Origin of the sequence: Butyrivibrio sp. AE3004 (assembly GCF_000703165.1) — a bacterium.
In the GTDB taxonomy this organism is placed as follows: Bacteria; Bacillota; Clostridia; order Lachnospirales; family Lachnospiraceae; genus Butyrivibrio.
Genome location: NZ_JNLQ01000001.1, coordinates 1 through 26,082 on the forward strand (window position 1 = coordinate 1; position 26,082 = coordinate 26,082).

20 protein-coding genes are annotated in these 26,082 nt (G+C 40.2%); 16 read left to right on the forward strand and 4 right to left on the reverse strand.

Annotated elements, in window-relative coordinates:
- On the reverse strand, window positions 1-185 hold a 185-nt coding region (locus BV60_RS23600), incomplete at its 3' end, for a hypothetical protein (protein WP_207641767.1).
- Between the two features lie 390 nt (window positions 186-575).
- Between BV60_RS23600 and BV60_RS0100010 the strand changes: the two genes are divergently transcribed.
- The 5 genes from BV60_RS0100010 to BV60_RS0100030 all read left to right on the forward strand — a co-directional run bounded on the left by BV60_RS0100010 (window position 576) and on the right by BV60_RS0100030 (window position 6,399).
- Window positions 576-1,649, forward strand: coding sequence for an ABC transporter ATP-binding protein (locus BV60_RS0100010; protein ID WP_029318792.1), 1,074 nt, complete (start codon window positions 576-578; stop codon window positions 1,647-1,649).
- Window positions 1,642-2,454 carry an ABC transporter permease gene (locus BV60_RS0100015; RefSeq protein ID WP_029318793.1) on the forward strand — a complete coding sequence of 271 codons (813 nt, stop codon included), beginning with the start codon at window positions 1,642-1,644 and terminating at the stop codon, window positions 2,452-2,454. The genes BV60_RS0100010 and BV60_RS0100015 overlap by 8 nt, the downstream gene beginning before the upstream one ends.
- Complete coding sequence (locus tag BV60_RS24415) at window positions 2,451-3,287, forward strand: ABC transporter permease (RefSeq protein ID WP_197029457.1); 837 nt, start codon at window positions 2,451-2,453, stop codon at window positions 3,285-3,287. Before BV60_RS0100015 ends, BV60_RS24415 begins: the two co-directional genes overlap by 4 nt.
- Window positions 3,284-4,345 carry an ABC transporter substrate-binding protein gene (locus BV60_RS24420; protein ID WP_029318795.1) on the forward strand — a complete coding sequence of 354 codons (1,062 nt, stop codon included), beginning with the start codon at window positions 3,284-3,286 and terminating at the stop codon, window positions 4,343-4,345. The genes BV60_RS24415 and BV60_RS24420 overlap by 4 nt, the downstream gene beginning before the upstream one ends.
- Window positions 4,346-4,677: 332 nt before the next feature.
- Window positions 4,678-6,399, forward strand: a complete 1,722-nt coding sequence (locus BV60_RS0100030; RefSeq protein ID WP_029318796.1) for a S41 family peptidase — start codon at window positions 4,678-4,680, stop codon at window positions 6,397-6,399.
- A 54-nt stretch (window positions 6,400-6,453) separates the two neighbouring features.
- On the opposite strand, the gene BV60_RS0100035 is transcribed toward BV60_RS0100030, so the two are convergent.
- Window positions 6,454-8,319: a leucine-rich repeat domain-containing protein gene (locus tag BV60_RS0100035; protein WP_029318797.1), complete on the reverse strand. Its 1,866-nt coding sequence runs from the start codon at window positions 8,317-8,319 to the stop codon at window positions 6,454-6,456.
- A gap of 181 nt (window positions 8,320-8,500) precedes the next feature.
- On the opposite strand from BV60_RS0100035, the gene BV60_RS0100040 reads away from it, so the two are divergent.
- The 6 genes from BV60_RS0100040 (at window position 8,501) to BV60_RS0100065 (ending at window position 15,008) form a co-directional block, all read left to right on the forward strand.
- Window positions 8,501-9,118: a TetR/AcrR family transcriptional regulator gene (locus BV60_RS0100040; protein WP_029318798.1), complete on the forward strand. Its 618-nt coding sequence runs from the start codon at window positions 8,501-8,503 to the stop codon at window positions 9,116-9,118.
- Window positions 9,119-9,283: 165 nt separating this feature from the next.
- The gene (locus BV60_RS0100045; protein WP_029318799.1) at window positions 9,284-11,020 is read left to right on the forward strand and encodes an ABC transporter ATP-binding protein; all 1,737 of its coding nucleotides are present in this window, start codon (window positions 9,284-9,286) and stop codon (window positions 11,018-11,020) included.
- 1 nt (window position 11,021) lies between these two features.
- Window positions 11,022-12,755, forward strand: a complete 1,734-nt coding sequence (locus BV60_RS0100050) for an ABC transporter ATP-binding protein (RefSeq protein ID WP_029318800.1) — start codon at window positions 11,022-11,024, stop codon at window positions 12,753-12,755.
- A 24-nt stretch (window positions 12,756-12,779) separates the two neighbouring features.
- A complete protein-coding gene (locus BV60_RS0100055) occupies window positions 12,780-13,100 on the forward strand; it encodes a hypothetical protein (protein ID WP_029318801.1) in 321 nt (106 codons plus the stop codon).
- A 66-nt stretch (window positions 13,101-13,166) separates the two neighbouring features.
- The gene (locus BV60_RS0100060) at window positions 13,167-13,964 is read left to right on the forward strand and encodes a hypothetical protein (RefSeq protein ID WP_029318802.1); all 798 of its coding nucleotides are present in this window, start codon (window positions 13,167-13,169) and stop codon (window positions 13,962-13,964) included.
- 45 nt (window positions 13,965-14,009) lie between these two features.
- Window positions 14,010-15,008: an asparaginase gene (locus BV60_RS0100065; protein WP_029318803.1), complete on the forward strand. Its 999-nt coding sequence runs from the start codon at window positions 14,010-14,012 to the stop codon at window positions 15,006-15,008.
- A 73-nt stretch (window positions 15,009-15,081) separates the two neighbouring features.
- On the opposite strand, the gene BV60_RS0100070 is transcribed toward BV60_RS0100065, so the two are convergent.
- On the reverse strand, window positions 15,082-15,978 hold the full coding sequence (locus tag BV60_RS0100070; protein WP_029318804.1) for an AraC family transcriptional regulator: 897 nt from the start codon (window positions 15,976-15,978) through the stop codon (window positions 15,082-15,084).
- A 222-nt stretch (window positions 15,979-16,200) separates the two neighbouring features.
- Between BV60_RS0100070 and BV60_RS0100075 the strand changes: the two genes are divergently transcribed.
- Window positions 16,201-17,580, forward strand: coding sequence for an MFS transporter (locus BV60_RS0100075; protein ID WP_029318805.1), 1,380 nt, complete (start codon window positions 16,201-16,203; stop codon window positions 17,578-17,580).
- Window positions 17,581-17,624: 44 nt separating this feature from the next.
- The gene (locus BV60_RS0100080; RefSeq protein WP_029318806.1) at window positions 17,625-18,521 is read left to right on the forward strand and encodes an alpha/beta hydrolase; all 897 of its coding nucleotides are present in this window, start codon (window positions 17,625-17,627) and stop codon (window positions 18,519-18,521) included.
- A 254-nt stretch (window positions 18,522-18,775) separates the two neighbouring features.
- On the opposite strand, the gene BV60_RS0100085 is transcribed toward BV60_RS0100080, so the two are convergent.
- Window positions 18,776-20,809, reverse strand: a complete 2,034-nt coding sequence (locus BV60_RS0100085) for a methyl-accepting chemotaxis protein (protein ID WP_051656384.1) — start codon at window positions 20,807-20,809, stop codon at window positions 18,776-18,778.
- A 269-nt stretch (window positions 20,810-21,078) separates the two neighbouring features.
- Between BV60_RS0100085 and BV60_RS0100090 the strand changes: the two genes are divergently transcribed.
- The 3 genes from BV60_RS0100090 to BV60_RS0100100 are packed head-to-tail and all read left to right on the forward strand — an operon-like array spanning window position 21,079 to window position 26,071.
- A complete protein-coding gene (locus tag BV60_RS0100090) occupies window positions 21,079-23,757 on the forward strand; it encodes a hypothetical protein (protein ID WP_029318808.1) in 2,679 nt (892 codons plus the stop codon).
- A gap of 33 nt (window positions 23,758-23,790) precedes the next feature.
- Window positions 23,791-24,669: an SPL family radical SAM protein gene (locus BV60_RS0100095; protein ID WP_029318809.1), complete on the forward strand. Its 879-nt coding sequence runs from the start codon at window positions 23,791-23,793 to the stop codon at window positions 24,667-24,669.
- Between the two features lie 55 nt (window positions 24,670-24,724).
- The gene (locus BV60_RS0100100; protein ID WP_029318810.1) at window positions 24,725-26,071 is read left to right on the forward strand and encodes a GTPase; all 1,347 of its coding nucleotides are present in this window, start codon (window positions 24,725-24,727) and stop codon (window positions 26,069-26,071) included.
- Window positions 26,072-26,082 lie beyond the last annotated feature (11 nt).

Genomic DNA, 26,082 nt, shown 5'->3' on the forward strand with positions numbered 1-26,082 from the left:
CAAGAAGAATAAATAATTTTTGTATGATTTCTTGAACGCAAAGACGCAAATGGATGGAGCGTTAAATATGATCCAACCAAGATTGAGGTTATCCAGGAAAATGGAAAGGTTGCATTTTCATATACCGGTGAGAGTGCAGGCGCAAATGTGCTTATGGTTTCATATAATGTTGATAAAACAGCCAAAGAGGCAAGAGATGAGCTGGCAAAGGGATATGGCGATGATGCTTCAGTAAACGATAGCACATTCCCAGCCCTTCTTTTCGTGCGAAGTTTAAGTAATTTATATATGGTAGCCCCCGTAGCGTCTGCTGCGGGGGCTTTTGCTCGTTACCAAGCAGGGATATAATTCCTTGCTACATAACCGGAAAACAGATATAATTTTAATATTATATAGATTCTAGGATGCACTTTTATTTTTTGACGTTCAAGAAAGAATAGATTTATAAATGTAATATCGTTTTTGTATTAAAGAAGTCATAGGCTACCAAATTTCATCAGAAATACGGTATTCGTAATGGACCAGGCTTTCACAAAGCGAAAGTCATAATTTTTTTGCAGAATGAGGGGGCAAATATGAATGATAAACTCATAGACCTTCAGCACATCACCAAGTCCTATGGAAGCTCAATGATACTTGATGATCTTAATCTCTACATCAGAGAGAACGAGTTTGTAACGCTTCTGGGACCTTCCGGTTGTGGAAAAACCACGACCCTGAGAATTATAGGAGGGTTCGAAAACCCTGACTCCGGATCTGTTCTGTTTCAGGGCAAAGATATCACATCACTTCCTGCTAATAAGAGGGAAGTCAATACTGTTTTCCAAAAATACGCATTGTTTCCGCATATGACCATATCGGAGAATATTGCTTTCGGCCTCAAAATCCATAAGAAATCTAAAGTTTATATAAATGATAAAATTAAATATGCGCTAAAACTTGTTAACATGGAGGGCTTTGGGGATAGAATGCCCGGCTCGCTTTCAGGCGGACAGCAACAGAGAATAGCCATTGCCAGGGCTATTGTAAATGAACCCAAGGTACTTCTGCTGGATGAGCCACTGGGAGCTTTGGATTTGAAGCTTCGTCAGGATATGCAATACGAGCTTATCAGACTTAAAAATGAACTTGGAATTACCTTTGTGTATGTAACACATGATCAGGAAGAAGCGCTTACAATGTCTGATACGATCGTGGTTATGAATCAGGGCTATATACAGCAGATCGGAACTCCTGAGGATATATATAATGAGCCTCAGAATACCTTTGTTGCTGATTTTATCGGTGAGTCAAATATCCTTTCCGGAATCATGATAAGAGACAGGCTTGTAGAGATTTTGGGTGCTAAATTTGACTGCGTAGATACCGGCTTTGGTGAGAATAATCCTGTGGATGTCGTAATAAGACCTGAGGATATAGACCTTACAGAGCCTGAAAAAGGAACCATCGAGGGTATAGTTACTGACGTCATATTTAAAGGTGTTCATTACGAGATGTGCGTAATGGCAAGAGGTTTTGAATTTGTTGTACATTCCACTGATTGCTTCAGTGTAGATTCGAGAGTTGGAATTCATGTAGATCCTTTTGACATACAAATCATGAATAAACCGGAATATGATGACGAGAAAGCGGTGGAAATATATGAATAATAAGCGCACAAGATATGTAGCCGCTCCTTATCTTATCTGGAGTATTGGCTTTATAATAATTCCATTAGGTCTGGTTTTATATTATGCCTTTACAAATGCCGATGGGGCATTAACTATTGATAATGTGGCAGACATTATTTCTTATGTGAATATTAAGGCTTTGATTCTTTCAATAGCCTTTTCCATAGTGTCGACTGCTTTGTGTCTTTTGATTGCTTATCCGCTGTCACTGGTACTTTCTTCACTTATCAGTAACAGCTCGTCTATACTGTCTCTTTTATTCATTCTTCCCATGTGGATGAATTCCCTTTTGCGTACATATGCCTGGCAGAATATTCTCGAAAGAAAAGGTGTGATCAACGGAATTTTAACAGCAATTAATCTTCCGCCACTTTATATTATCAACAAACCACCGGCAATACTTCTTGGTATGGTATATGATTTTTTGCCGTTTATGATTCTTCCTGTTTACAATTCAGTTTCAAGAATAGACAAGGATCTTATTAATGCTGCAAAGGATCTTGGTGCGGGCTACAAGGAAATCTTTTTCAGGATAATCTGGCCCCTTAGTCTTCCGGGTGTTATCTCGGGTATCACAATGGTGTTTGTACCAAGTCTTACCACCTTTGTTATTTCAGATATTTTGGGTGGAGGGAAAATACTCCTTATCGGTAATGTAATAGAGCAGCTTTTTACTCAGGATTCAGACTGGAATGCAGGAGCGGGTCTTTCAGCTGTACTTATGATCTTTATCGTCATCAGTATGCTCATTACTGCTAAATATGACAAGGAGGATATCAGATGAAAAAGACTCTTGGCAGTATATATCTGACACTTGTACTTATATTTCTTTATGCGCCCATTGCTACACTGATGATCCTATCATTTAATTCAAGTAAATCCCGTTCACATTTCGGAGGCTTTACTTTTTCCTGGTATCTGAGCTTGTTTGAAAATGAAGAGATAATGGCAGCTTTTAAGAATACTATTATTCTGGCTTTATTAGCGGCTTTTATCGCAACTGTTGTGGGAACTGCGGCCTGTACGGGTATGGTGGCCATGAAGAAAAGGAGTAGAAGCATAATTATGGGTATCACAAATATACCCATGCTAAATGCTGATATAGTGACTGGTGTGAGCCTTATGCTTCTGTTTATTGCGGCAAGAGCCACTATGGGATTCACGACGGTTCTTTTGGCACATATCACCTTCAATATCCCCTATGTTATTCTGTCTGTTATGCCAAGGTATAGGGAATTAAATGCCAGTACCTATGAGGCAGCATTGGATCTTGGAGCAAAACCGATATATGCGTTTTTTAAGGTTGTGCTTCCGGATCTTATGAGTTCTGTTTTGTCAGGATTTCTTATGAGTTTTACCATGTCTCTGGATGATTTTATTATTACTCACTTCACTCAGGGCCCGGGTTTTGATACTCTTTCCACAAAAATCTATTCTGAAGTTAAAAAGGGAATCAATCCCGAAATGTATGCCCTTTCTACACTAATGTTTCTGTCAATTCTGATTTTACTGTTTTTTGTTAATTACAAGCCCTGGACTAAGCAGACTGTAGGAGAAATAAAGGTAACGACCAAAAAAGAGGTAATTGTAAGCTCTGCAAAGGGAGGTGTCAGATGAGGAAACGCTTTGCAATAGCTTTAATATTCATACTTCTTATGAATCTGACGGGATGCGCCGGATCCGCTTCTTCAAAAGAAACTGATGAGAACACTCTTTATGTTTATAACTGGGGCGAATATATAGACCCGGATATTCTTACCATGTTCACTGAGGAAACAGGGATAGAAGTGGTTTATGATGAATATGAGACAAACGAGATAATGTATCCTAAAATTAAGGCCGGAGCCGTAAACTACGACCTCGTATGTCCATCTGATTACATGATTACAAAGATGATAGAGAATGACCTTCTTCAGGAGATTGATTTTGAAAATATTCCCGATCACCAAAATATTGGAAAAGAGTATTGGAAGATGGCAGAGGGCTTTGATCCCGGCAATCACTATGCAATGCCATATGTGTTCGGAACCGTCGGAATACTTTATAACAAGACTATGGTTAAGGAAAAAGTCGATTCCTGGGGAATCCTCTGGGACCCCAAGTATAAGGATGAGATTCTTATGCAGGATTCAGTAAGGGATGCGTTCCTTGTAGCAGAGAAGTATCTTGGTTATTCCCTTAATACAACTGATGAAGATGAATTACAGGAATCCAAAAAGCTTCTTCAGCAGCAAAAGGAATTGGTTCAGGCCTATGTCATAGACCAGGTTCGTGACAAGATGATAGGAAATGAGGCTGCTCTTGGAGTTATTTATTCAGGAGAGGCTATTTATACCCAACGTGAAAATCCTGATCTGGATTATGTAATTCCCAAGGAGGGTACAACTCTTTGGATGGATTGTTGGGTGATTCCAAAAAATGCGCAGCATAAGGAAAATGCTGAAAAGTTTTTAAATTTCCTATGTCGTGCGGATATTGCTTATAAGAATTTTGATTATATTACTTATTCAACTCCTAATATGGCTGCAAGAGAGCTGATCGAGGACGAAGACATTAAGAACTCACCTATTGCCTTCCCGGATTTGTCTAAGTATGATCTGGAGACACAGATTAGTCTGGGAGAGACAGCCGATCGTCATTTAAATGACCTCTGGAGAGAAGTAAAATCGTATTAGCACAGTATTCACTTTTTTCGCGTGATAAAGAAAATAATTACGATTACATCAGACAAAAGCTTGGTGGACACCTAAGTAAGCCACAAGTCTTCCGGATCAAAAAAACAGAATAAGAGCTGAAATCATCTAAGATTCAAAATATTATACAGAGATAAAAGTTTTATAAAACTTAAAAAAAAGTCCGCTAAGCCGCTTGGCGAGCGGACTTTTTATGTGGCCAGAAGTCCTGGTATTTTTGATGTTTTCAATTCAATAATCTAAAATTGAATATATGACTTGGAGTTTAAAAATTAACGGATGCTCGAATGTGACGAATATTACAGGAGGAAAAAATGAAGAAAAAACTGTTAGCTACGATTCTTTTACTTTGCATGACTACGAGCATGATATCCGGCTTTGGAAAAGCTCCGGAATCAGACAAGATGGAAGTGAAGGAAACACAGGTATATCTGATGTCAGCTGAAAAGATCCCTGTCAAAATCAATCTCTGCTTTAAAGATGGTGGTGATGTTCCCTATGTTTCACTTGACGACTGGGTGGAATTTTACACCATGATCATGGCCGGCAGTGACGGTGATACGGTGAAGCTTTCAATTGAAAAAGATGGCGATAAGGTTACTCTCAACAGAGATTTCGGCGATAACATGGTTTACCCTATGGATTTCGATTTCAAGGCTGATACGATACATCTGATGGATTATAATGTCTTTTTCTCAGAGGATAAGAATACTTCCTTGATACCCCTTATGGGTATGGATGAAGGGTATGTTAAGACTGCCGAAAACAGTAATGAAATGGCAGGAGATGAGATCACATTTGACCTTTCGTCATACGATATTGACATGTTTCGAAGTGAAGACAAGTATTATGTTCCGTTCCAGACTTTAGCTGACATATTCACAGCTGAGCAGCCGTATGCATTGACATATAATGGAGAAGGAGTCTTTATGTGTACGGGAATATCCTTCTACGGCGATGATGGATTGACGGAGTTAGGGAAACTATATTACTCGGTACCTGAAGGAGAGCGTAGCGAGGAGTTTGGCGAGTATACCTATAATGAGCTGTGCTTCCTGATGGACAACTTCTACGGCCTTAAGGACAACCATGGTATCAAAAGTTTTGATACACTCTTAAACAATAACGGTTTTAAGGAGCATATGTCGGGGACAGATCCTAAGACCGCTGATTCGCTGCTTTACAGAATGATACATTACATCATAAATGACCAGCACAGCGTGTATATTGCCTCATCGCCTTACAGCGGATATGAATTAAAGGAAAAGCTCGTTAAAGCATACGGACAGGGACCTTGCCGTGAGGAGACTTCAGCTTTAGCGACACAGCTCAAAGATGCAAGAAGCAAGTATTATCCTGACGGAGTTCCGGGATATGAAGAGATAGGCAATACTGCTTATATTACATTCGACGGGTTTGAGAAACCTGCAAGGAATTATCCGGAAGAGCCTGCTACTGCAGAAGATACTGATACAATAGGGATTATATCTTATTCTCTAAGCCAGATACTCAGGAAGGACAGTCCGGTTGAGAACGTAGTGCTCGACTTAAGCCAGAATCTTGGCGGATCTGCTCCTGCTGCGGCATACGTGCTTTCGGCATTTCTTGGGGATGCAAATCTTAGCATGAGGGATAGCCTGACTCAAGCTTCGGCAACATATACTTACAGGGCGGATACCAATTTTGACGGCAAATTCGATGATAAGGACACCCTGGCTGGAAAAAATCTCCACCTTTTCTGTCTGACTTCAAAGGTGAGCTTCTCATGCGGTAATCTGGTTCCGTCTATATTCAAGCAGACAGGCAATGTTGCGTTAATAGGACAGCATACAGGAGGCGGAGCATGCTCTATCTCACCTATGGCAACAGCTGATGGCAGCTTTTTCAGGACATCCAGTAACATGAAGCTTAGCTTCATGCGCAATGGCTCGTTCTATGATGTCGATCAGGGAGTTGATCCGGATTACTTCATCCATGATCTTAGCTTCCTGTATGACAGAAAGGAACTGACTGATTACATAAACACTCTTAAATAAGAAAATACGTAAGGAAAACTGCCGCATAATTTGTGCGGCAGTTTTTTGTGGAAGTTACTTTATTTTCATTGTCTTTTTGTAGCCGGTATTTTTCTTGGATAAGATTTTCTTTACGGCTGTTTTTTCTTTTTTTGTTCCTTTTAGTTTGAAGCTTGCATTTGAGCTGATTCCCTTAAAGGCATTCTTTCCTACTTTTGAAAGGGAAGGATTGTTTATCTTTATTGTCTTAAGCTTTTTATCGTTCTGGAAAGCACCTTTGCCTATGGTAGTTACATTTTTTCCTATGGCAACAGTGGTAAGCTTTTTACAGCCTTTTACAGCATTGTCTGCTATCGATGTAACTGTGCAGGTGGTGTCGCCAAGTTTTACAGTATCGGGAATTGTAAGCTTAGTGATTTTTTTGTCTTTGGAAGATACAAACTGTACAACTTTATCGGCTGTGACTTTGTAGGTATTTCCTTCAGCATCCTTGACTACCTCGTTAATTGTGAGTTCATCTGCAAATGCAAATACACTGAAATGGGTTATTGTAAATGAAATGGTCCCGTCCGAGTTAAATCTGGGATCAATCAGGTCAAATCCGTCATCAGAGTGGTGGAAATGAAGGATGTGCAGTGTATGGTCACTCTTGAAGCCTTCAGGAACAGGCATGGTTATTTCCACGGGGATAGCAAGTGTTCCGTCAGCAGCTACTTTGCTTGCGTTTGAAAGATTCATGTCAAACTGAACGACGTTTTTGTAAAGGTTGGTATTGATGGCCTTTTTGGAATTCTCATCTGTTGCTGAAACATTGAAGGAAACAGATGAATTTGCTCCGGCGTTAAGGCCTGCACCAACAAGCTTTACCTTTGAGGCGTCAATTCCGCGGGCGGTAATGTTATTAGTTACGGATACGTTTGCCTTCTGTTTGTAGGCTTCTTCCATATCAACAATCTTCTGTTTCTGGCTTGAATCGGTCTGCATGGCTACAGCAAGAGCGTTTTTATCTACTTTACCGATATATGCATCGAGCGCTGTTTCGGCTGCCTTACCATCTGAGGCTGATGCAATGGCTTCCTTGGTACTTTCGGCAGTTACTTCCTTAGACTCGGTATCCTTATTGTCGTCATTCTTTTTGGAAGTGTCAATCTTACTGCCATCAAGTGCGTCAGAATTGGCAGACAAATCGCTGTTAGCGATTGCCTCTATGTCTTTACTGTAAGTTTTTATATTAAAATAATATTTCTGGTCACCGGAATCTCCAAGGTACTTTGTGAAGTCGACTTCTGATTTGTCACCTGTAACATAGAGACCGATGATGTATTTTTTGTTAGTTCCATCATCCCTTAGCAGATTAACAAGATAGGCTTCCGCATTATCAACCGTTGTCCATGTGGCGGTTCCCGGTTTATCTTTGCTCCATGCAAGATTGGTTGCTACTGCCATTGTTTGACTGGGCTTTGTGTAACTATAGGTAGCACTGTATTCACTGATAGCACCTGTATCTTTATCGTAGTCCTGATCATTTTTACCGGCTTTTACACGGAATTTGTAGGTTCCGGAATTGTCTATATTTCGGTAGAATTGTACAGTATGTGTTCCGGCTTTGAGGTGTCCCATGTGCCATGATCCGCGGGAGTTACCTTCGGAATCTTCAAGCCATGCAAAATAATAAGCTTCCTGGTCGACGGTTTCAAAACTTCCAAGTCCGTGTTTCTCAGTACTCCAGGTGAGGTTTGTCGGAGCTTTGAGATCGCCCTCGTTACGTAATTTCTTGCCCAGAGTTCTTACATTTTTTTGGATAGAATTGTCTACGTGGACGTTGCCGTTTGCATCAGTGTAAGTTGATGACGGTGAGGCAGCTTCCGCAACAGTGGTTGGCGCAAACAGAGAAAAACTCAATGCTGCAGCCAGGGTTGTTAGTAACAGCTTTGTTTTCATTACCATTCTCCTCCTTAAGAACATATATAAATTCTAATGATAATATTATAATCCATTTTTCCTGACTAGTACATGTAAGCTATGGGAATCGGAAAGACACATCTAATTGACAACCTGGCAAGAATGATGTAATCTATGATAGCTATCAATGATTACATTGCGATAATTTTGAGGAATCAGTATGCCAAGAGATAAGTCATTGAGCCATGAGAAAGTTAATCAGGCTATCAAGGAAGAATTTCTGGAGAAGGGCTATGAGGATGCTTCTATAAGGAGCATAGGAGCGCGCGCAGGTATGACATCTGCCGGATTATACAGGCATTATGAAGACAAAGAGTCTATGTTTAATGCTATGGTTGAACCTCTTATTGAAAGTATAAAAGACTGGACCGGAAGACACACAAGTAAAAAATATGACCTTATGGATGGTGGGGCTCAGAATGATGAGCTTTTTGGCGAGACTTTTATCGACATGATCAGGGAAGTCATCCTTCCCAGAAGAGATGAGTTTATTCTTCTTATGTCACGCTCAGGTGGAACAAAGTATGAGAACTTCCTTCATGACTATGTCGAAGACAATCAGAAGCAATTCTTAGAGGCCATACGATATCTGAAGGAGAATGGGTATCCTGTAAGGGAATTAAGTGAGGAGGAATTACATATGCTGCTTTCAGCATATTTGACAGCGTGTTTTGAGCCAATCATTCATGATTATGATGATAAAAAGATTGAAAAATATTTAAATACAGTCCAGGAGTTCTTTATGCCGGGATGGCTGAGAATAATGGGAGCTAACTAGAAAGAGCCGAAAGGCTCTTTTTATTTTTGTTAGTTATCGAATTTGAGTTAGCGATAGCTAACGATACGCGACTATTGATAACTCATATGGAAATTTTTTCATATAGAGATAAAAAGTAAAAGGAGAGGAGAAAAAGCCTTGGGAAAGACAGAAAAATATGATCACATGAAACTGATCAGAGAATATGCGGGAGGACATAAGCATCTGATCACGCTGGGACGATGGCTGGCAGGAGTAAGTGCTGTAATGACACTTGTTCCATACTACGAGCTGTGGAAAATCATAAGAACAGCCGTAAATGGGGAGGATACAGGAAAAATAACAGGTTATGCCTGGGCTGCAGTGGGAATGATTATAGGTGCGCTTTTTGTGTACATAGCAGCACTTTTGTGCACACATATCGCAGCATTCAGAGTACAGGCAAATATGAGAAGCTCACTGATGCGCAGGATATTAACATTGCCGCTTGGAGTGTTTGACGAAGACGGAACAGGAAAAATAAGAAGAATTGTTAATGATTCTACTGCAGCTACGGAAACATATATAGCGCATAATCTTGCGGATAAAACTGTAGCAGCTGTAACACCTATAGGATTGCTGGTTTTGGTGTTTGCCTTCAACTGGAAGATAGGACTTATATGCATGATACCGGCACTTATCGGATTTGCCTGCATTATGTCCATGATGGGTAAGAATATGCAGGAAAAGATGAAGGAATATCAGGATGCTCTTGAAACCATGAGCAGTGAGGCAACAGAGTATGTCAGGGGTGTACCGGTGGTAAAGACCTTTGGACAGACAGTACATTCCTTTAAACGTTTTAAGGCCTGTATAGATGGGTTTGGGAAGTGGGCGACAGAGTACACATTGATGTTGCGCATTCCGATGACAGCTTTTATGACCTGTATTAATGCCATATTTGCTTTTATTGTTATATCAGCATTTGTAGTAACCAAGGATGGTATAGAGAATGCAGACATTTTGAATGTAATGTATTACATCATCATAACGCCCCTTGTTACAGTTGCTCTTACCAAGATAGCATATTCCGGCGAAGCGGAGATGAATCTTATTGATGCGTTAAAGCGGGCAGACAGGATAATGGAGATTGAACCTTTGGGAGATAATGGGGCAGGTTTTAAGCCAAAGGACCATGGGATTGAGCTTAAAAATGTTACATACAGATATAAGGATGCCACCAGAGATGCCGTAAGCGATGTATCTATAAAAATAGCACCCGGTGAGCACGTGGCTCTTGTTGGGCCATCCGGTTCGGGAAAAACAACCCTTGCTGAGCTTATGGTCAGATTTTTTGATGTGACAAAGGGAGAAATACTGATAGGCGATGTAAATGTTAAGGATATTGCATCCTCAGAGCTTATGAGACAGGTATCATTTGTTTTTCAGGACAGCAGACTTATCAAAAAATCCACATTCGAAAATGTTCGATTGGCAAAGCCCGAGGCAACAGAAGAGGAAGTGTTGGATGCGCTGAAAAAGGCTCAGTGCATGGATATTATTGATAAGCTCCCGGAGGGTATACACACGGTTATAGGAGAAAAAGGTACATATCTCTCAGGAGGCGAGCAGCAGAGGATAGCTATAGCAAGGGCAGTCTTAAAGGATGCACCTATTCTGATATTGGATGAAGCGACAGCATTTGCGGATCCTGATAATGAGACAAAAGTTCAGGCAGCATTCGAGGAACTCTCAAAGAATAAGACGCTTATTATGATAGCGCATAGACTAAGTACTGTTATGAATGCAGACAGAATCTTTGTGATGGAGGATGGCAGATGCACCGAGTACGGAAGCCACACTGAGCTTATGAATAAGAACGGATTATATAAGCGAATGTTTGATGAATATACAAGATCCATAGAGTGGAAGGTAGGTGCTTAAGATGATAAAAAAACTTCAACACAAATATGCACTTTCAAGACAGGGCGCTGTAGACATGATTAAAGCCAGCGTCAGCGTAACCATTACAAATATAGTCTTCATGATGTCAGCAGGAGTTCTTTATACGCTGATAAAAGATCTTTTAGATAACAAGCTGGGAAATGACAGAATATCGTTTTATGCCATTAGTTCTGTTTTGATTTTGATTTTGATTGCTCTTACAAATTTTATACAGTACAATTCTACGTTTCTTACGACTTATAGGGAGAGCGGGGTACGAAGAACTACCATAGCCGAAAAGCTAAGAAAGCTGCCTCTTTCATATTTCGGGAAAAAGAATATTGCGGATCTTACAACTAATATCATGGGTGACTGTGCTATGATAGAAACAGCTTCAAGTCACTGGATTCCGGAGCTTATAGGGGCAGTTGCTTCAGTGAGCCTTGTTGGTATCAGTATGTTTTTCTTTTTTGACTGGAGGATGGTACTGGCGAGCTTTTGGGTAATACCGGTCGCTTTTACAATTGTAATTACATGCTCAGGGGCAGAAAAAAGGGCTGTCCGTAAGAATCAGGCTGTTAAGCTTGCAATGGCAGATGGCATTCAGGAGTGTCTTGAATCCATCAGGGATCTTCGTGCAAATAACGCACAGGATCGCTATATGGAAGAGCTTGACGGTAAGATAAAAAAGGTTGAGAAATTCGCTCTTTTTACTGAACTTAAGATGGCAGTATATGTTAATTCGGCATCAATCATCCTAAAACTTGGAATCGGAACAACAGCAGTTGTTGGTGGAGCTCTTTTTGCAAAGGGTGAGATTGATCTTCTCACATTCTTCATGTTCCTGATGCTGGTGTCCAGATTGTATGATCCAATGCAGATAACACTTCAGAATTTTGCCGCGATCATAGCTACGGGTATTCAGTGTGAGAGATTGGATGAAGTGCTTTCTCACGAGATACAGACAGGTACTGAAGAATTAAATAATAAAGGCTATGATATCGTATTTGATCACGTTGGCTTCAAATACTCCGATGACACCGACGTACTTTCGGATGTCAGTTTTACAGCAAAACAGGGTGAAGTGACAGCACTAATAGGGCCTTCCGGCGGGGGAAAGACGACAATTTCCAGATTGGCTGCAAGATTTTGGGATGTAAACAGTGGCAGGATCACCCTTGGAGGAGAAGATATCTCAAAGATTGATCCTGAGACTCTTCTTTCAAAGTATTCGATAGTTTTTCAGGATGTAGCATTGTTTAACAACTCTGTTATGGAGAACATCAGGATAGGAAAGAGCGGCGCTACAGACGAAGAGGTAATGGAAGCTGCAAGACTTGCTAACTGTGAAGAGTTCGTTAATCTGTTGCCGGAGAAATATAACACAAACATAGGTGAAAACGGAAGTGAGCTGTCCGGTGGTGAAAGGCAGAGAATTTCAATAGCCAGGGCATTTCTTAAGGATGCACCGGTTATTCTCCTTGATGAAGCGACAGCATCTCTTGATGCAGAAAATGAAACAGCGATCCAGGAAGCTCTGTCACGACTTATAAAAAATAAGACTATCCTTATAATAGCTCATCGTATGAGAACAATTGCTAATGCCAACCATATAGTAGTGTTAAAAGACGGAGTTGTGGCAGAGCAGGGTAGTCCCGAGGTCTTAGCCGGATATGACAGCATCTATAACAGTATGACAAAACAGCAGCTTATTGCTCAGAACTGGTCAATGTAATGATAAAAAAATAAAGGAAAGAAAATGACTATAGATATGATACTGCAAAGTGAAATTGATAAAATATATGGGATTGGAGCAGGCAGAAAGACGAGAAATGTTTTAATTCCGGCATTTCTTGGGGATTTTCGAAGTGTCCTTGAAAAAAGCGAGACAGCGCAGACAGTTACTGAAGAATATATGACTGAAGATAAGCTCATGCATCTTATTTTTAAAGGGCAAAGGAGAATTGGAAGAGCCGGATATGAGCTGGTTGTCACATCTGTAATTTGTAATGACAGAGAACTCTTAAGCAAAGAGTGCATGCTAATTCCGGGGATAAGTGCAATGTCTTTACCACATTAACGAGCTACTGTATAATTATGATTTCAGGGGGAACAAATAATAAAACATTTTGGAGGAAATCATGGTATGAAAAAAAAGTTGGGAACTCAAATTGCAAACGTAGTGTTATCACTACTCTTCTTTACGCTGTTGTTATGCTTTTCTAAAAACATGGCATATGCTAAGGATCACTTATCTAAAGGAGATATTTTCTATGATTCAGACTACAAATATAAAGTTGTAGAAGAATCCAAACCGCTGTATTCCGATAAGTATAACAATACATACTCATACGGCAAGGTTCAAATGCTGGGATTTAATCCGGATAGAACTAATCAATCACTTGTAAAAATCTACTCCGATGTGAGATGTGCGGAGACTGACGAACGCTTTTTTATAGCTTCGGTTGCAAAAAATGCTTTTAAAAACTGTAGCTCAATTGAAGGTATAGAGATTTACCTCAACTACACTAATAACGGAGTATATAATTATTATCATTCAACCCTTAGGCTTATGAGTGGAAGCTTTAAAAATTGCAACCATCTTGAATATTTCAATATGCAATTAGGCACCGGTGATGATTATAAGCTCATTATTGATAAAAATGCCTTTAAAGGATGCAGTAAATTCAGCTATATTGGTTCAGGAGATCTTGATAATCTTAATGGCGGTGAGGCAGGAACAAGCGTTAAAAGCAAGATTGTCATTAATAAAAAGGCTTTCCCAAGTACCAAAAAAATAACGGTATGTCATCATATAAATATTTGCAATATGGTTAATATGGAGGGCTATCATAATCAGCACAAGGCACTCGCTAAAATGATCAAGAAAAGTGGAGTAAAGACAGTAAAATATTGGTATGCCTATAAAATGAGAAAAGTATAATTCGTTAATTTTAAAAATCCTGTTCTTTTGAAAAGGAGAGAAGGCGTGAGTAAAAAGATACTTATTATAAATACCGGTGGAACATTGTCTTCTGTCATGAGGAAAAACGGCCTTATTCCCGGGCTATCAATACATGATATGCTGGAAGAACTTCAGATGGTATCAGGAGATACTGACATTGAGATAGAGGATTTCTGCTCTCTTGACAGTGCTAATATTTTTCCTGAAGATTGGAGTACTTTAGCCCTGCGTATAAGCGACTGTAGGAATGATTATGATGGAATAGTGGTCATACACGGTACGGACACTTTGGCATATACATCGTCAATGCTTTCTTTTATGCTAAGAAATATAGGTATCCCTGTTGTTATTACAGGTTCTCAGCTTTCGATAACGGATCCGGTTGCTGATGCCATGGAAAACTTAAGGTGTGCCATTCATATGGCTGCCAGAAAAATTCCCGGTGTGTTTGTTGCCTTTAATAGAAAAGTAATGCTTGGGTGCAGGACATCGAAAGTACGATCATTAAGTTTTGATGCTTTTGAGAGTATCAATTATCCAAACATTGCTACGATAAGCTCGCTTGGAATGAAGATCAATGAAAATGTTGTCCCGGAAAGAACCGGAATATTTAAGCTTGCAAATCATTATTCAGAAAAAGTTTGTATGATAAAGATGTTTCCCGGAATTCACAGAGACGTGATCGAGTCACTGGCAGAGCTGGGATATAAAGGTATTTACATAGAGGCGTACGGAATAGGCGGAATGCCGAATGTGAAGCATGATTTTGTCGGTGCTCTTGAAAAGCTCATTAAGGAAGGCATCACAGTAGTTGTAGGCACTCAGTGCAGGTATGAAGGTACTAAGATGGATGTCTACGAAACCGGAAAAAGAGCACTTGAGATAGGAGCATTAGAAGCTCATGACATGACAGGCGAAGCGGCTCTTACAAAGCTTATGTGGATTCTTGGAATGACGGATAATCTTTCGGAGATACGCGACTATTATTCCCTCAACGTTGCAGGGGAGATGCATAAAATATAGATTCCTGAATTTCCTCAGAATTTTGGGAATCTACACAAATAGAAAAAATATACCGGGGTATGATGTTTGTACATTACCCCGGTATATTTTTTCTGTATTGCAGCGGTGTTATGCCCTCATATTTATTGAACATATTTATAAGTCCTCTTGAGTCTGAGAATCCGCAATCCATGGCAATCTCAAGAACGGATTTATGAGTCTGCGCAAGGCTGTCCTTGGCAGCATTGACACGCATTCTTGTCAGGAATTCCTTATAAGTTATTCCCATATTTGATCTGAAAAATCTGGAAAAATAGCTGGCTGAATAACCGAAGGCTTTAGCAACAGACATTTCATTTATTGCACCGGCATAATTTTCTTCAGTATATGAAATGATTTTTCTTAATATATCAGAGTTCTTTCTGCTCTTTTCTGGAAGTTCCGTGTCTTTCAGACTCAGATTATCCTTGCAGATATAATATAAAAGCTCGTGAACAAGACCTAAAAGGCGCATATTTTCATACTTGTTCAGAGGTTTTCCGTCAGCATATTGCCCCAGATCCATCATTATTTCTGCCAGTCTATTGTCATTCGGAATAAACGCAGGAATAAAGTAAAGCTCATCGAAATTCGGAATGTAATTACGAAGAAAAGAGTCACTTATCTGAAGGACGGTTGTAAGTGTGGATGGGAGCTTATCGTAGGGAGTTATTCTGTTTGAGATTACTTTATGGATACTCTGGCTGTTAACGATGATGAACAGCCCTTCCTTCATGGGATGAGCGATTCCGTCTGTGTAGTATATTCCATCATTTGAATAAGAATAGACAATTTCCAGCTCGTTATGCCAGTGATCGAGAACATCGCTGACAGCTGAGAGATCCTTATTCGGGTATAAGTCCTTTTTGTGAATATTTAAAATCTTGAAAGGCAGTTCTGTGTGGTAGTGGACAACTTCATAGGAGATGTCCTTAGTGCTTAAATCTGACATGATTAATCCTTTATGTGGCAAAAAATTTACAGGAATTTCTATTTAAATAATAAAAATAGCAATTATTGCTCATTATAATGATAAAGAGTGAAATGTCAAGAAAACGTAATTTTTATGACAAAGAATGTAAAGAGTAACCGGCCATATTTTTATATATTAAGATACGTCGAACGGGACAAGAAGTCCAAATATAAATATTCGTTTACAGACGAGGAGGTTACAATGGAAGCAATAGCTTATGAACAACAACAGGAAAAAAAGGGTCGTCTCTCTGCCAGTGAGAAGTTTGCGTATGGTATAGGAGATTGTGGAGCAAATGTAATTGTAGCTCTGGCATCATCCTTTTTAACAGGATATTATACAGATACAGTTGGAATCGCTGCAGCAGCAATCGGTACTATGATGCTTTTATGCAGAGTATTTGACGGTATAACAGATCTTATCATGGGGGCACTTGTTGATAAGACTAATACAAAATATGGTAAAGCAAGACCATGGCTTTTGTGGACAGCACCGCTTATGGGAATATCACTTTTTATGATATTCAATGTACCTGCTTCTCTTGGTGCAAGCGGCAAGCTCGTTTACATCTACCTTACATACATTTTCCAGAACTGCATTATCTATACAGCTAACAATTTGCCTTACAATGCACTACTTAGCCGTATGACACTTGATGTACAGGACAGAGCTCAGACAGCATCCATCCGTTTCGTAATGACACAGGTTACATCACTGATAACAAACGTTATTACAGCTAATCTTATTGCAAGTGTAGGCTGGAGATCAATTTCTGTTATATACGGAGCAATTGCATGTGCAATGTGCATTCTTTGCTTCCTTGGAGTCAGAGAGCATGTTGATGCAGAAGAAGACGGAACAGTTAAGGTTGAGCAGGTTCCTTTTTCCAAAGCACTTCCTGCACTTTTAAAGAACAAATATTTCTTCATTCAGGCACTTATGTTCATGTTCCTTTACATCAACGTAGTTGCAACAGGATCAATGACATACTACTTCTGCAACAGCGTACTTGGTAACATCGCATTTCTTTCATGGACATCAGTTGCAGGAACAATACCTGCTATGATCGTAAACCTTGCAATGCCTAAACTGGTAGCAAACTTTGGAAAAAGAAAGCTTATGATCACAGGTGCTGTTATAATGGCTATAGGTTCAGTGATCATCGGTGCAGCAGGATCAAATCTTCCACTTGTTGTTCTTGGACTTATCGTTAAGGGATTCGGTACAGGTCCTATCATGTCAGGTATCTTCGCTACAACAGCTGACGTAGTTGACTATGGTGAATGGAAGACAGGTGTGCGTTCAGAAGGTCTTGTAAACAGCTGCACAAGCTTTGGTATGAAGGTTGGTATCGGTCTTGGTTCAGCTATATGCACATGGATCATCGCTATCGGTGGATATGTTGGAACAGCAGAGGTTCAGACAGAGGCAGCTCTTGCATCTATCCGTTTTGGCTATGGATACTTCGGAGCAATCCTTTCACTTGTAGTTCTGGCATTATGCATCATCATGAACATTGATAAGCACATTGACCAGATTCAGAGAGATCTTGAGGCTAAGAGATCAATAGTAGAATTTTAAAAAAGTAAAGAATTGAGAATTTTTGTAGTAAAAGAGGTGTAAAAATGTCAAAAGCAAGTGATTTTATCAGAGAAAATTTTGCTAAAGGTGATGCAATCAGAGATGAGGGGCTTGAAATCCCCTCTGATGTAAAAAGATACAGTGATATCACATATGGTAATAAGGGTGAGCACCCTGAGTGGCAGATGCTGGATGTATACAGACCGGCAAATGTTCCGGAAGATCAAAAGCTCCCGGTGATCGTAGTTATTCACGGTGGTGGATGGGTATATGGTGATAAGGAAGTTTATAAATATTATTCAGCATCCCTTTGCCAAAGAGGATTCGCAGTAGTTTGTTATTCCTACAGACTTGCGCCGGAATACACATTCCCTGCAAGTCTTGAGGACAGCTGCGCTGTTGCAAACTGGATTGTCTCAAATGAGGATAAATACGGATTTGACCTCAATAACATTTTTGGTGTAGGTGATTCTGCGGGAGGCACTCTTATAGGTATTACAGCAGCTTTCCTTACAAATAAGGAGTACGCTGATAAATTTAAATTTACAGTATCAGATAAATTCAGCTTTAAGGGTATTGCATTTAACTGTGCTGCATTTGAAATTAAATCTGTAAGTGAAACAGATGAAAATATGGGATCTCTTATGGATGATCTTTTTGGTAAGAAGGTGACAGATGAAGATCTTGATGTAATGAATGCAGGGAATTATATAACAGCTGCATATCCGCCATCCTTCCTTATGTCTGCGACAGGAGATTTCTTAAAGGATGAGCTTCCTAAAATGGCAGCGGTTATGATCAAAAATTCTGTGCCCTTTACCTGCAAGTATTATACAAGTCCAAATGGAGAGCTGGGACATGTATTCCATTGCAATATGAGACTTCAGGAGGCTACGCAGTGCAATGACGATGAGACGGAGTTTTTCAGAAGTTTACAATAATCTGTAACTGCTTGAGCTTTTCGCAGCCTGCAAACATACTGTCCATATTAGAAACGCCTAAAGTTTCAAACTTTTTTCATCTGCATAAGCGCAGTGTCCCCTCGGGGAATCATTATAGGAGACGAAGAGGAGATAATCTACTATAGATGCTGATTAGAAGAGTATTTATGGGGATATATTTCAGATAAAAGGCTGCCGCACTCAAATTTGTACGGCAGCCCCGGTTCTTACGTTAATAAAGCATACTGATATTATCAAACTTTAAATACATTTATAAGGTTTTCTATTTCTTCTGAAGAATCACTGACAGCGGTAGCACTGTGATCAACTCCTTTGGAATTCTCTGCAACCAGCTCTGCACTGGAGGTGAGGTGTGTCGCAGTAGCACTTACCTCCTGTGTGCTTGCAGATTGCTCTTCTGAAATAGCTGCCATGGAGGTTGCGATTTCGTCTACACTGCCAACCTTTGCGATCATATCTCCAACTATGTCGCTGGTCTCGTCCAGACTCTTGAAAATTTCCTCGAATGTAGTGCCTGCAGTATTGACTGCCTCCATATTAGAGTTAATCTCATTCATATTAGATTGAGATTTATGCGAAAGTTCTTCTATCTGAACTGTTATTTCTTTGATGATAGTAGATATCTGCTGTGTTGAATCAGCAGAGTTCTGTGCAAGCTGTCCAATTTCCTGAGCAACAACTGCGAAGCCTTTTCCTGCTTCGCCTGCTCTTGCAGCCTCGATAGAAGCATTAAGTGACAGGAGGTTTGTCTGGCTGGAGATAGAGTTGATCATATCTACTATAGAGTTGATCTTCTGGGCGGATTCTCCGACAACGGAAACAACTTCGTTCATATCTTCCATAGACTTTGCTATTCCGGTCATACCGCTTTGGACAACTTCCATATCACGCTGGCCGTCTTTTGCCTTCGTTACAAGAGAATCCATTACATTTCTTGTCTGTTGGCTCTTATCTGTAAGGTTTGCAACTTCCTGAGCAAGGGTTGTGGCCTGGTTTGCAAGTTCTGTTACTGCATCTGCCATATCATCCATAGCGCCTTGTATTTGCTGCATAGCTTTGGACTGTTCATCTGCCTGCAGATTCAAGTCGCTTGATGCACTCTTGGAATTATTGGCTTCTCCTGCGAGTTTTTCAGTTACATCCTTCATCTTTATCAGGGTATCACGCATCTGAACAACATAATCAGCCATATTGTTGTTCATAAGACCGATTTCATTTTCTTTTGAGCTTGTACCCTTAGCTATCTTTACAGTAAAGTCACCATGAGATATACGAGTGATATTCTCGGTAAGCCTGCTGACAGGCTTTGCGATCATATTGTTAAGAACAAAGATCATTACTACAGTACCTGCCAATACTATTATTACACCGATAATAGCAATGATGATAATAAACCTGTTTAATTCTGCAAGGACATCACTTTTCTTTACGAAGGATGCAAGATACCAGTTTGTCCCCTTGACTGCATCGATTGAAACGTAATAATCAGCGCCATCCGTTCCGTGAAGAAGGAATACGTTATCTTTTCCGCCGGATGTAGTTACTTTGGAAATTTCCTGAATAAAGTTGTCGTTAGGATAGTCCGAGACATCTTTACCAATTTGATCTGCTGCAGGTGATGCGACCATTATGGTTCCATCGAACATCATAGTTGAACCTGTTCCGAGAGGTTTATAGGCACTTGTGGTCTCCGAAATTCCTGATAAAACGATATCAATAGAAAGGACACCGGTTCTTCCGTCTGCTAGCGTAACACCGCGTGATCCGCAGACAACTATATTTCCGGTTGTCAAATCCGTTGAAGGACTTCCCAGGACTATTTCGGACTTTCCCTGTCCATTTTGATACCAGGCTCTGGTGGTCGGATCATAGTCTGCATCAGGCACCCAGCCGCCACCATCATAGAACTGGTCTTTACCAAATGCGAGGTATACATCACTGACTACTCCCGGATATTCATTCATTCCGGGTTCCAAAGATTTTAGAATTGCAGTATCGTCAGCGTAACTGGAAGCTTCAAGTGTATCTGCATATGCGTTGTAATAGGAAATAATGCCTTCCATCTTTCCTGCAATGTCGGATGCATTTTTTCTTGCTTCCTGCTGGAGACCATTCTGTGCGCTTTCTATAATGATGTTTCTTGCATTGAATGCCAGGAAAATAGTAATAAATGCAATCGCAGATATTACCATGGGAAGTAATATTGCCAGCAACTGACCGGTAATATGTTTACTTTCTATTTTGGTGCCGTTTCCATTATTTGCCATATTATGATCCTCCGCGTAGTTTACAGTAATATGCTTATATTTTATATGATAATCCGATAGTTTCGGGTTAAGCTCGTATTAAATCTTTATTATATTTTTGTGAAGGGGCTATATATTTTTTGCTGAAATAGTAGCGTTTTTGCCCTATAGGAATTATGGCACAAGGATTTTATTTGATTTTTAGAATTAACTGTGAAAAAGCATAGTAAAATATGATTGTATACTTACTAAAGAACAAAGCGGGTTTTTGAAAAAAGGAGACAGATACTATGCTGAATCTTGTACCGGAAATTGCTGAAGAATATGTAACCTTAAAACACAGTGAAAATATCTTTCATGATGCTCTGACGGAGGTTCAAAAGGGCGAAACTCATTTTCATGTGACTGACCCCAAGGGACAGGTGCCTGATTACAATCTGGAATACATCGAGAATATGATGATGTTTCCGGAACAGGTAAGAGGTCTTATCACCAAGATGACAAACGGCGGAGCCGTTTACGGACGATACCTTTATTATGATGAAACAGACATTGATAACATCTGTCTTGATTTCTTGAAGCAGTTTAAGAAGATTGAGATGGAAGTAGTGGACGAGTACAGTATTGGTGTGACCAGGATAGCGCTTGAGCATACGGACATACCTGTTTATTTCACGGACGATAGAATCAAGTGGTTTATAGGAGAAACGAACAGCCTCCATATAGTGGACAGTCTCCCTGAAGAGCCCGATAAGGACACTCTGAGGGTTATAGCCGGCGCTTTTGAAATGGGTTATACGAAGCGTGACTGGCATAGAGTGGGTTCAGTGGCAGCTTTCCAGAATCTGTTTTTCTGGCAGGCATTTACCGGCGGAAAAAAGGGTCCCTTTAAATATATTGAAGTTATAATGTCACAGATTACAGGAATCGGCGGACTTTTGTCCCAGATATCAATCGTTACCCATGCCGGAGAACCCAGAGGCCTGCAGACCTTCTTAAGACCAGGATGTACAAGATATTCGGAGGAACTTCTGGGCAAGTATTTTCATATAAATCCAAAGCCGGCGGATGCAACAGAAGATAATACGCTCGTTCTGAGCGACCTGTATTCTGTTTTTTCAACCTCATGGTATGCAAACCAGTATCCTTCCAACTTTGATGAGAGCATTCTGGATGAAGGCTTTGCAGCAGAAATGCGAGAATATGCTGATGCTATTCTCGGTGGCAGAAGGGTACTCGGAGTACTTGCCAGGGGAACAGATTACGTTACTTTGAACCTGGGTGGAGACAGACGCCACGCGACTCCTGATCAGATGATATCCGCAATACAGGATTGGATGGAGGAAGGAAAATACGACAAGATATTCCTGGCTACGGAAGATAAAGATAATCTCGATAAGATACGAGCAGCTTTTCCCGGGAAGGTTATGGCTATTTCCCAGGAGAGACACACTGTCTCAGAGATGCAAAAGAAAAACAGCTCGATCATCTATGAATTCGAGCAAAAGCTTAACACGGGCAAGGCATACTCGGATGCGCTTGAGGATACAACCGTTAATTATTTCTATGCGCTGTATATTCTGGCAAGATGCGATGCATTTCTGTGCTCCGGACAGTGTAACGGATGGGATACTGTCAGGGCTCTTAACGGCGGCAAATTTGAAAAAGCAAGAAAACTTATGGTGACCTTTGAGGGAGATCCTGCAGTAGAGAAGTTTAAGGAAATCCGCCCTATTACCGCAGGAATGTTTGCAAGAGGAGCGTATCCTGTCGGTAAGGCATTCTTTATGACTTACAGATTTGACCTTCGTGATAAGGTTGACAGCGATGCTATAAAGAGTGCCTGGGAGAAGACGCTTAAGGTTTATCCCTACCTTACTTACGCTGTGGAAACACGCGGCGGTAAGCTTGTTTTCCTGGAAAACAAATTGCCCTTTGTGATAAAAGAAACTGCGGAAATAACAGAACCTTTTTCAAGAAGTGGTAATTTCCACACGGTAACCTTTTGTTACATGGCGAATACACTTTGGATATATGCGGACCATGTACCATTTGACGGTACAGGCTTTATGCATGTTCTGGAGACATTTTTCTATCATTATTACTGTGATGCAGATAATCATGAATATGATGTTCCGGAGGGTGTTTTTACCGAGAAGGATGGCGTAGTAGAGGGTCAGGAAGAAGATGCATACCTTATGGCGAATCCCATTGATCCGAAGGAAGTAATGGGGAAGATGCTTGGTGGAAAAATTTTCGTGGCTAAGGAAACTGTTCAGGATGACATATTTGCTCAAAAAGAAAACTGCCGTGGCTACTGTATAAGTGTACCAAGTGGGGAAATGATGAAATACACGAAGTCGGTTAAGGGTAGTCCTATGTCGGTACTGTCGGTTTTATTTGCCAAGGCGATGGAAAGAGAGAATCCTGAAAATAAGCTGCCCATCAGTATGATGACACCTATAAGTATCAGAAAGGTTATGGGAAATGAAAACTCGCTACTTCATCAGGTTGTACATGCATACTACGAGTTTAAAACTGATGAGCTTTCCGAAAGTGATGATGAGACACTTAACACCAAATACAGAGCTTTTCTTAAGGGATATACAGGAGAAGAAAATATCAGGATGCTTTGCGGCGTTTACCGTGGAATATGCGAAGGCTATGCGAAGGCATTTGCTGCAGGTGCTCTTGATAACATAATTCTTGAGCAGCGTTCACATATGAACGGCTCATTTGGCGTAAGCTATCTGGGAACCCTCAGAACAGGTGATTATGGTGATAAGATACGTATGACTGCATTCCATGCCATGCAGGAGAAGGGAATCATGTTGCAGACCACAGAGGTGGGAGATCACTTCTACATAGACTGGTATCAGGGATTCCCGGGAGAGAGGTATGCGGCAGCAATGAGAGACCTGATGCTTGAGGCAGGGATGAAAAACGTGACCATTGAGCGCGTAGAATGATAGGTGCTTAATGGCTTAAGAAAGGCGGATTCTATGCATTTTGTTGATGCTAAAGGAATTCTGACCGGTAGTGGTGGACGCTACGGCATGAATATATATCGTGGATGTTCCCATGGGTGCATCTATTGTGACAGCCGGAGTAAATGCTATCAGTTTACGCATTCTTTTGAAGACATAGAGGTAAAGAAAAATGCACCGGAGCTTTTGGAAAAGACGCTGAAGTCAAAAAGAAAAAAGTGTATGATCGGCACCGGTTCGATGTCGGATCCTTATATGCATTGCGAAAAAGAACTGCAGCTTACAAGAAAATGTCTGGAAATAATATATCAGAACGGATTCGGTGTTGCGGTTCAGACAAAATCTGACCTTATTTTACGAGATATTGATTTACTTGATGAAATTAATCGTTCCGCAAAATGCGTTGTTCAGATGACGCTTACAACTTATGATGATGATCTGTGCCGGATATTGGAGCCGAATGTCTGCAATACAAAACGGCGGATTGAGGTTTTGGAAAAGATGCAGGAGAGGGGGATTCCGACAATTGTTTGGATCACCCCTATTCTGCCGTTTATCAATGATACCAAGGAAAATGTTACAGCTATTATGAATGAATGCGTTCGTCTTGGTGTAAAGGGCATTATCAATTTTGGTATGGGACTTACACTCAGGGAAGGTGACCGGGAATATTATTATGCGGCACTTGATAAGTTTTTCCCCGGGATGAAAGAACGGTACATTAAACGATATGGTAACGACTATGAGCTGCCAAGTCCGAATGCTAAAGAACTGACAGGACTATTTCGTCATATTTGTAAAGAGAACGGAATCATGTCAAATCCGGATGAGTGCTTTGGATATATGCAAAAGCTTCCGGATAAATATACACAGATGAGCATATTTGACCTGTAGAGGGGCTTTATGTTGTCGTGCGTATTTTGAATATGTGTTTTTAGAGGAGCGTACAATGAGTGATAATAAGAGCACAATAGAAAGACGACTTGTAAAAATTGAAGAATTCTACTGTCAGTTGGATAAATTCATGGATGAACTGCCGGATGTTATTCCAAGTGAAATAAAAAAACTCATCAGAGACAAAATCTTAGGAGACAAAGAGCTCAAAGAACTTATAGAAGGGATAGAAAATCATCGACCACCAAGGTTCCTTTTGATAGGAAGGACAGGTGTAGGCAAGAGTAGTCTGATTAATGCTCTTAGCTCCAGTTATGTTGCTCCAGTCAGTGACGTAGAAAGCTGTACTTCAGAAACAAAAACTTATCCATGCTATGATGGTGAACGGAAAATAATGGATATTATGGATTCGAGAGGTATATCAGAATCCATTTCAACTGATGAAAGAATAACAGCTGAGGATCAGCTTCTTTCAGATATTAGTGACTTTAATCCGGATGTTGTCCTTTTTTTGTTAGCAGCAACTCATAGGGATAATATAGATAAAGACGCTGAATTTTTAAAAAAGGTTAAGCAGAAGTACTTAGATATTAATAAAGTTGATGTTCCTGTGTTAGTTGTAATTAATAAAGCGGATGAAGTTCAGCCTAGCAGAATCAAGGAACCATCCGAATACAATCTTGCCAAAAAAGAGAATCTTCAAAATATTGTGGCTTATTATAAGAAAATCTGTCAGGAAAACGGACTTATTATAAATGGAATAATAGATGTGTCCAGTTATATGGAATGGATGGACGAAGAAGGGATGAGCGTTCAACCATCAGATATAAGTGAGATGCTACAATCTGAAATAAATAATCTGCAGATTGATTTTGACGGCAGATATCATATTGAAGAGCTCAGGGATAAGCTAGAGGAAGCAATCCAGGATTTTGATGCAAAGATGGGATTTAGAATGGCTTTGCAATTAAATGAACTTGTAAGAAAAATGGCTATAAGTATTGTAAATTCGTTTGCAGCCATAGCAGGTGCGGTTGCATTTGCCAATATTCCTATAGCTGATATGTATGTCTTATTAGTGGTTCAGGCTATTATGGTAACGCTGATAGCAGGTCTTAGTGGAAGGGATATTTCTTTAGATACCGGTAAAGAATTTCTGGCATCGCTTTTCTTAACCGGAGGTGCCGGAGCTATATTCAGGGCTATAGCACATGGGGCAGTAAAGTTTGTCCCGGTTGCGGGAGGCGTAATTAATTCAGGAATAGCGATAACCGGTACGAAGGCAATCGGAGCTGCTTCTGTAAAGTATTATGTAGATGGTGTAAGTATCGAAGAAGCGCGTGAGATTTTCAAAAAAGAAAATTCAGTGAAAAAGCAGGAAATAGAGGATGCCACGCTATGAATTAGCGTGGC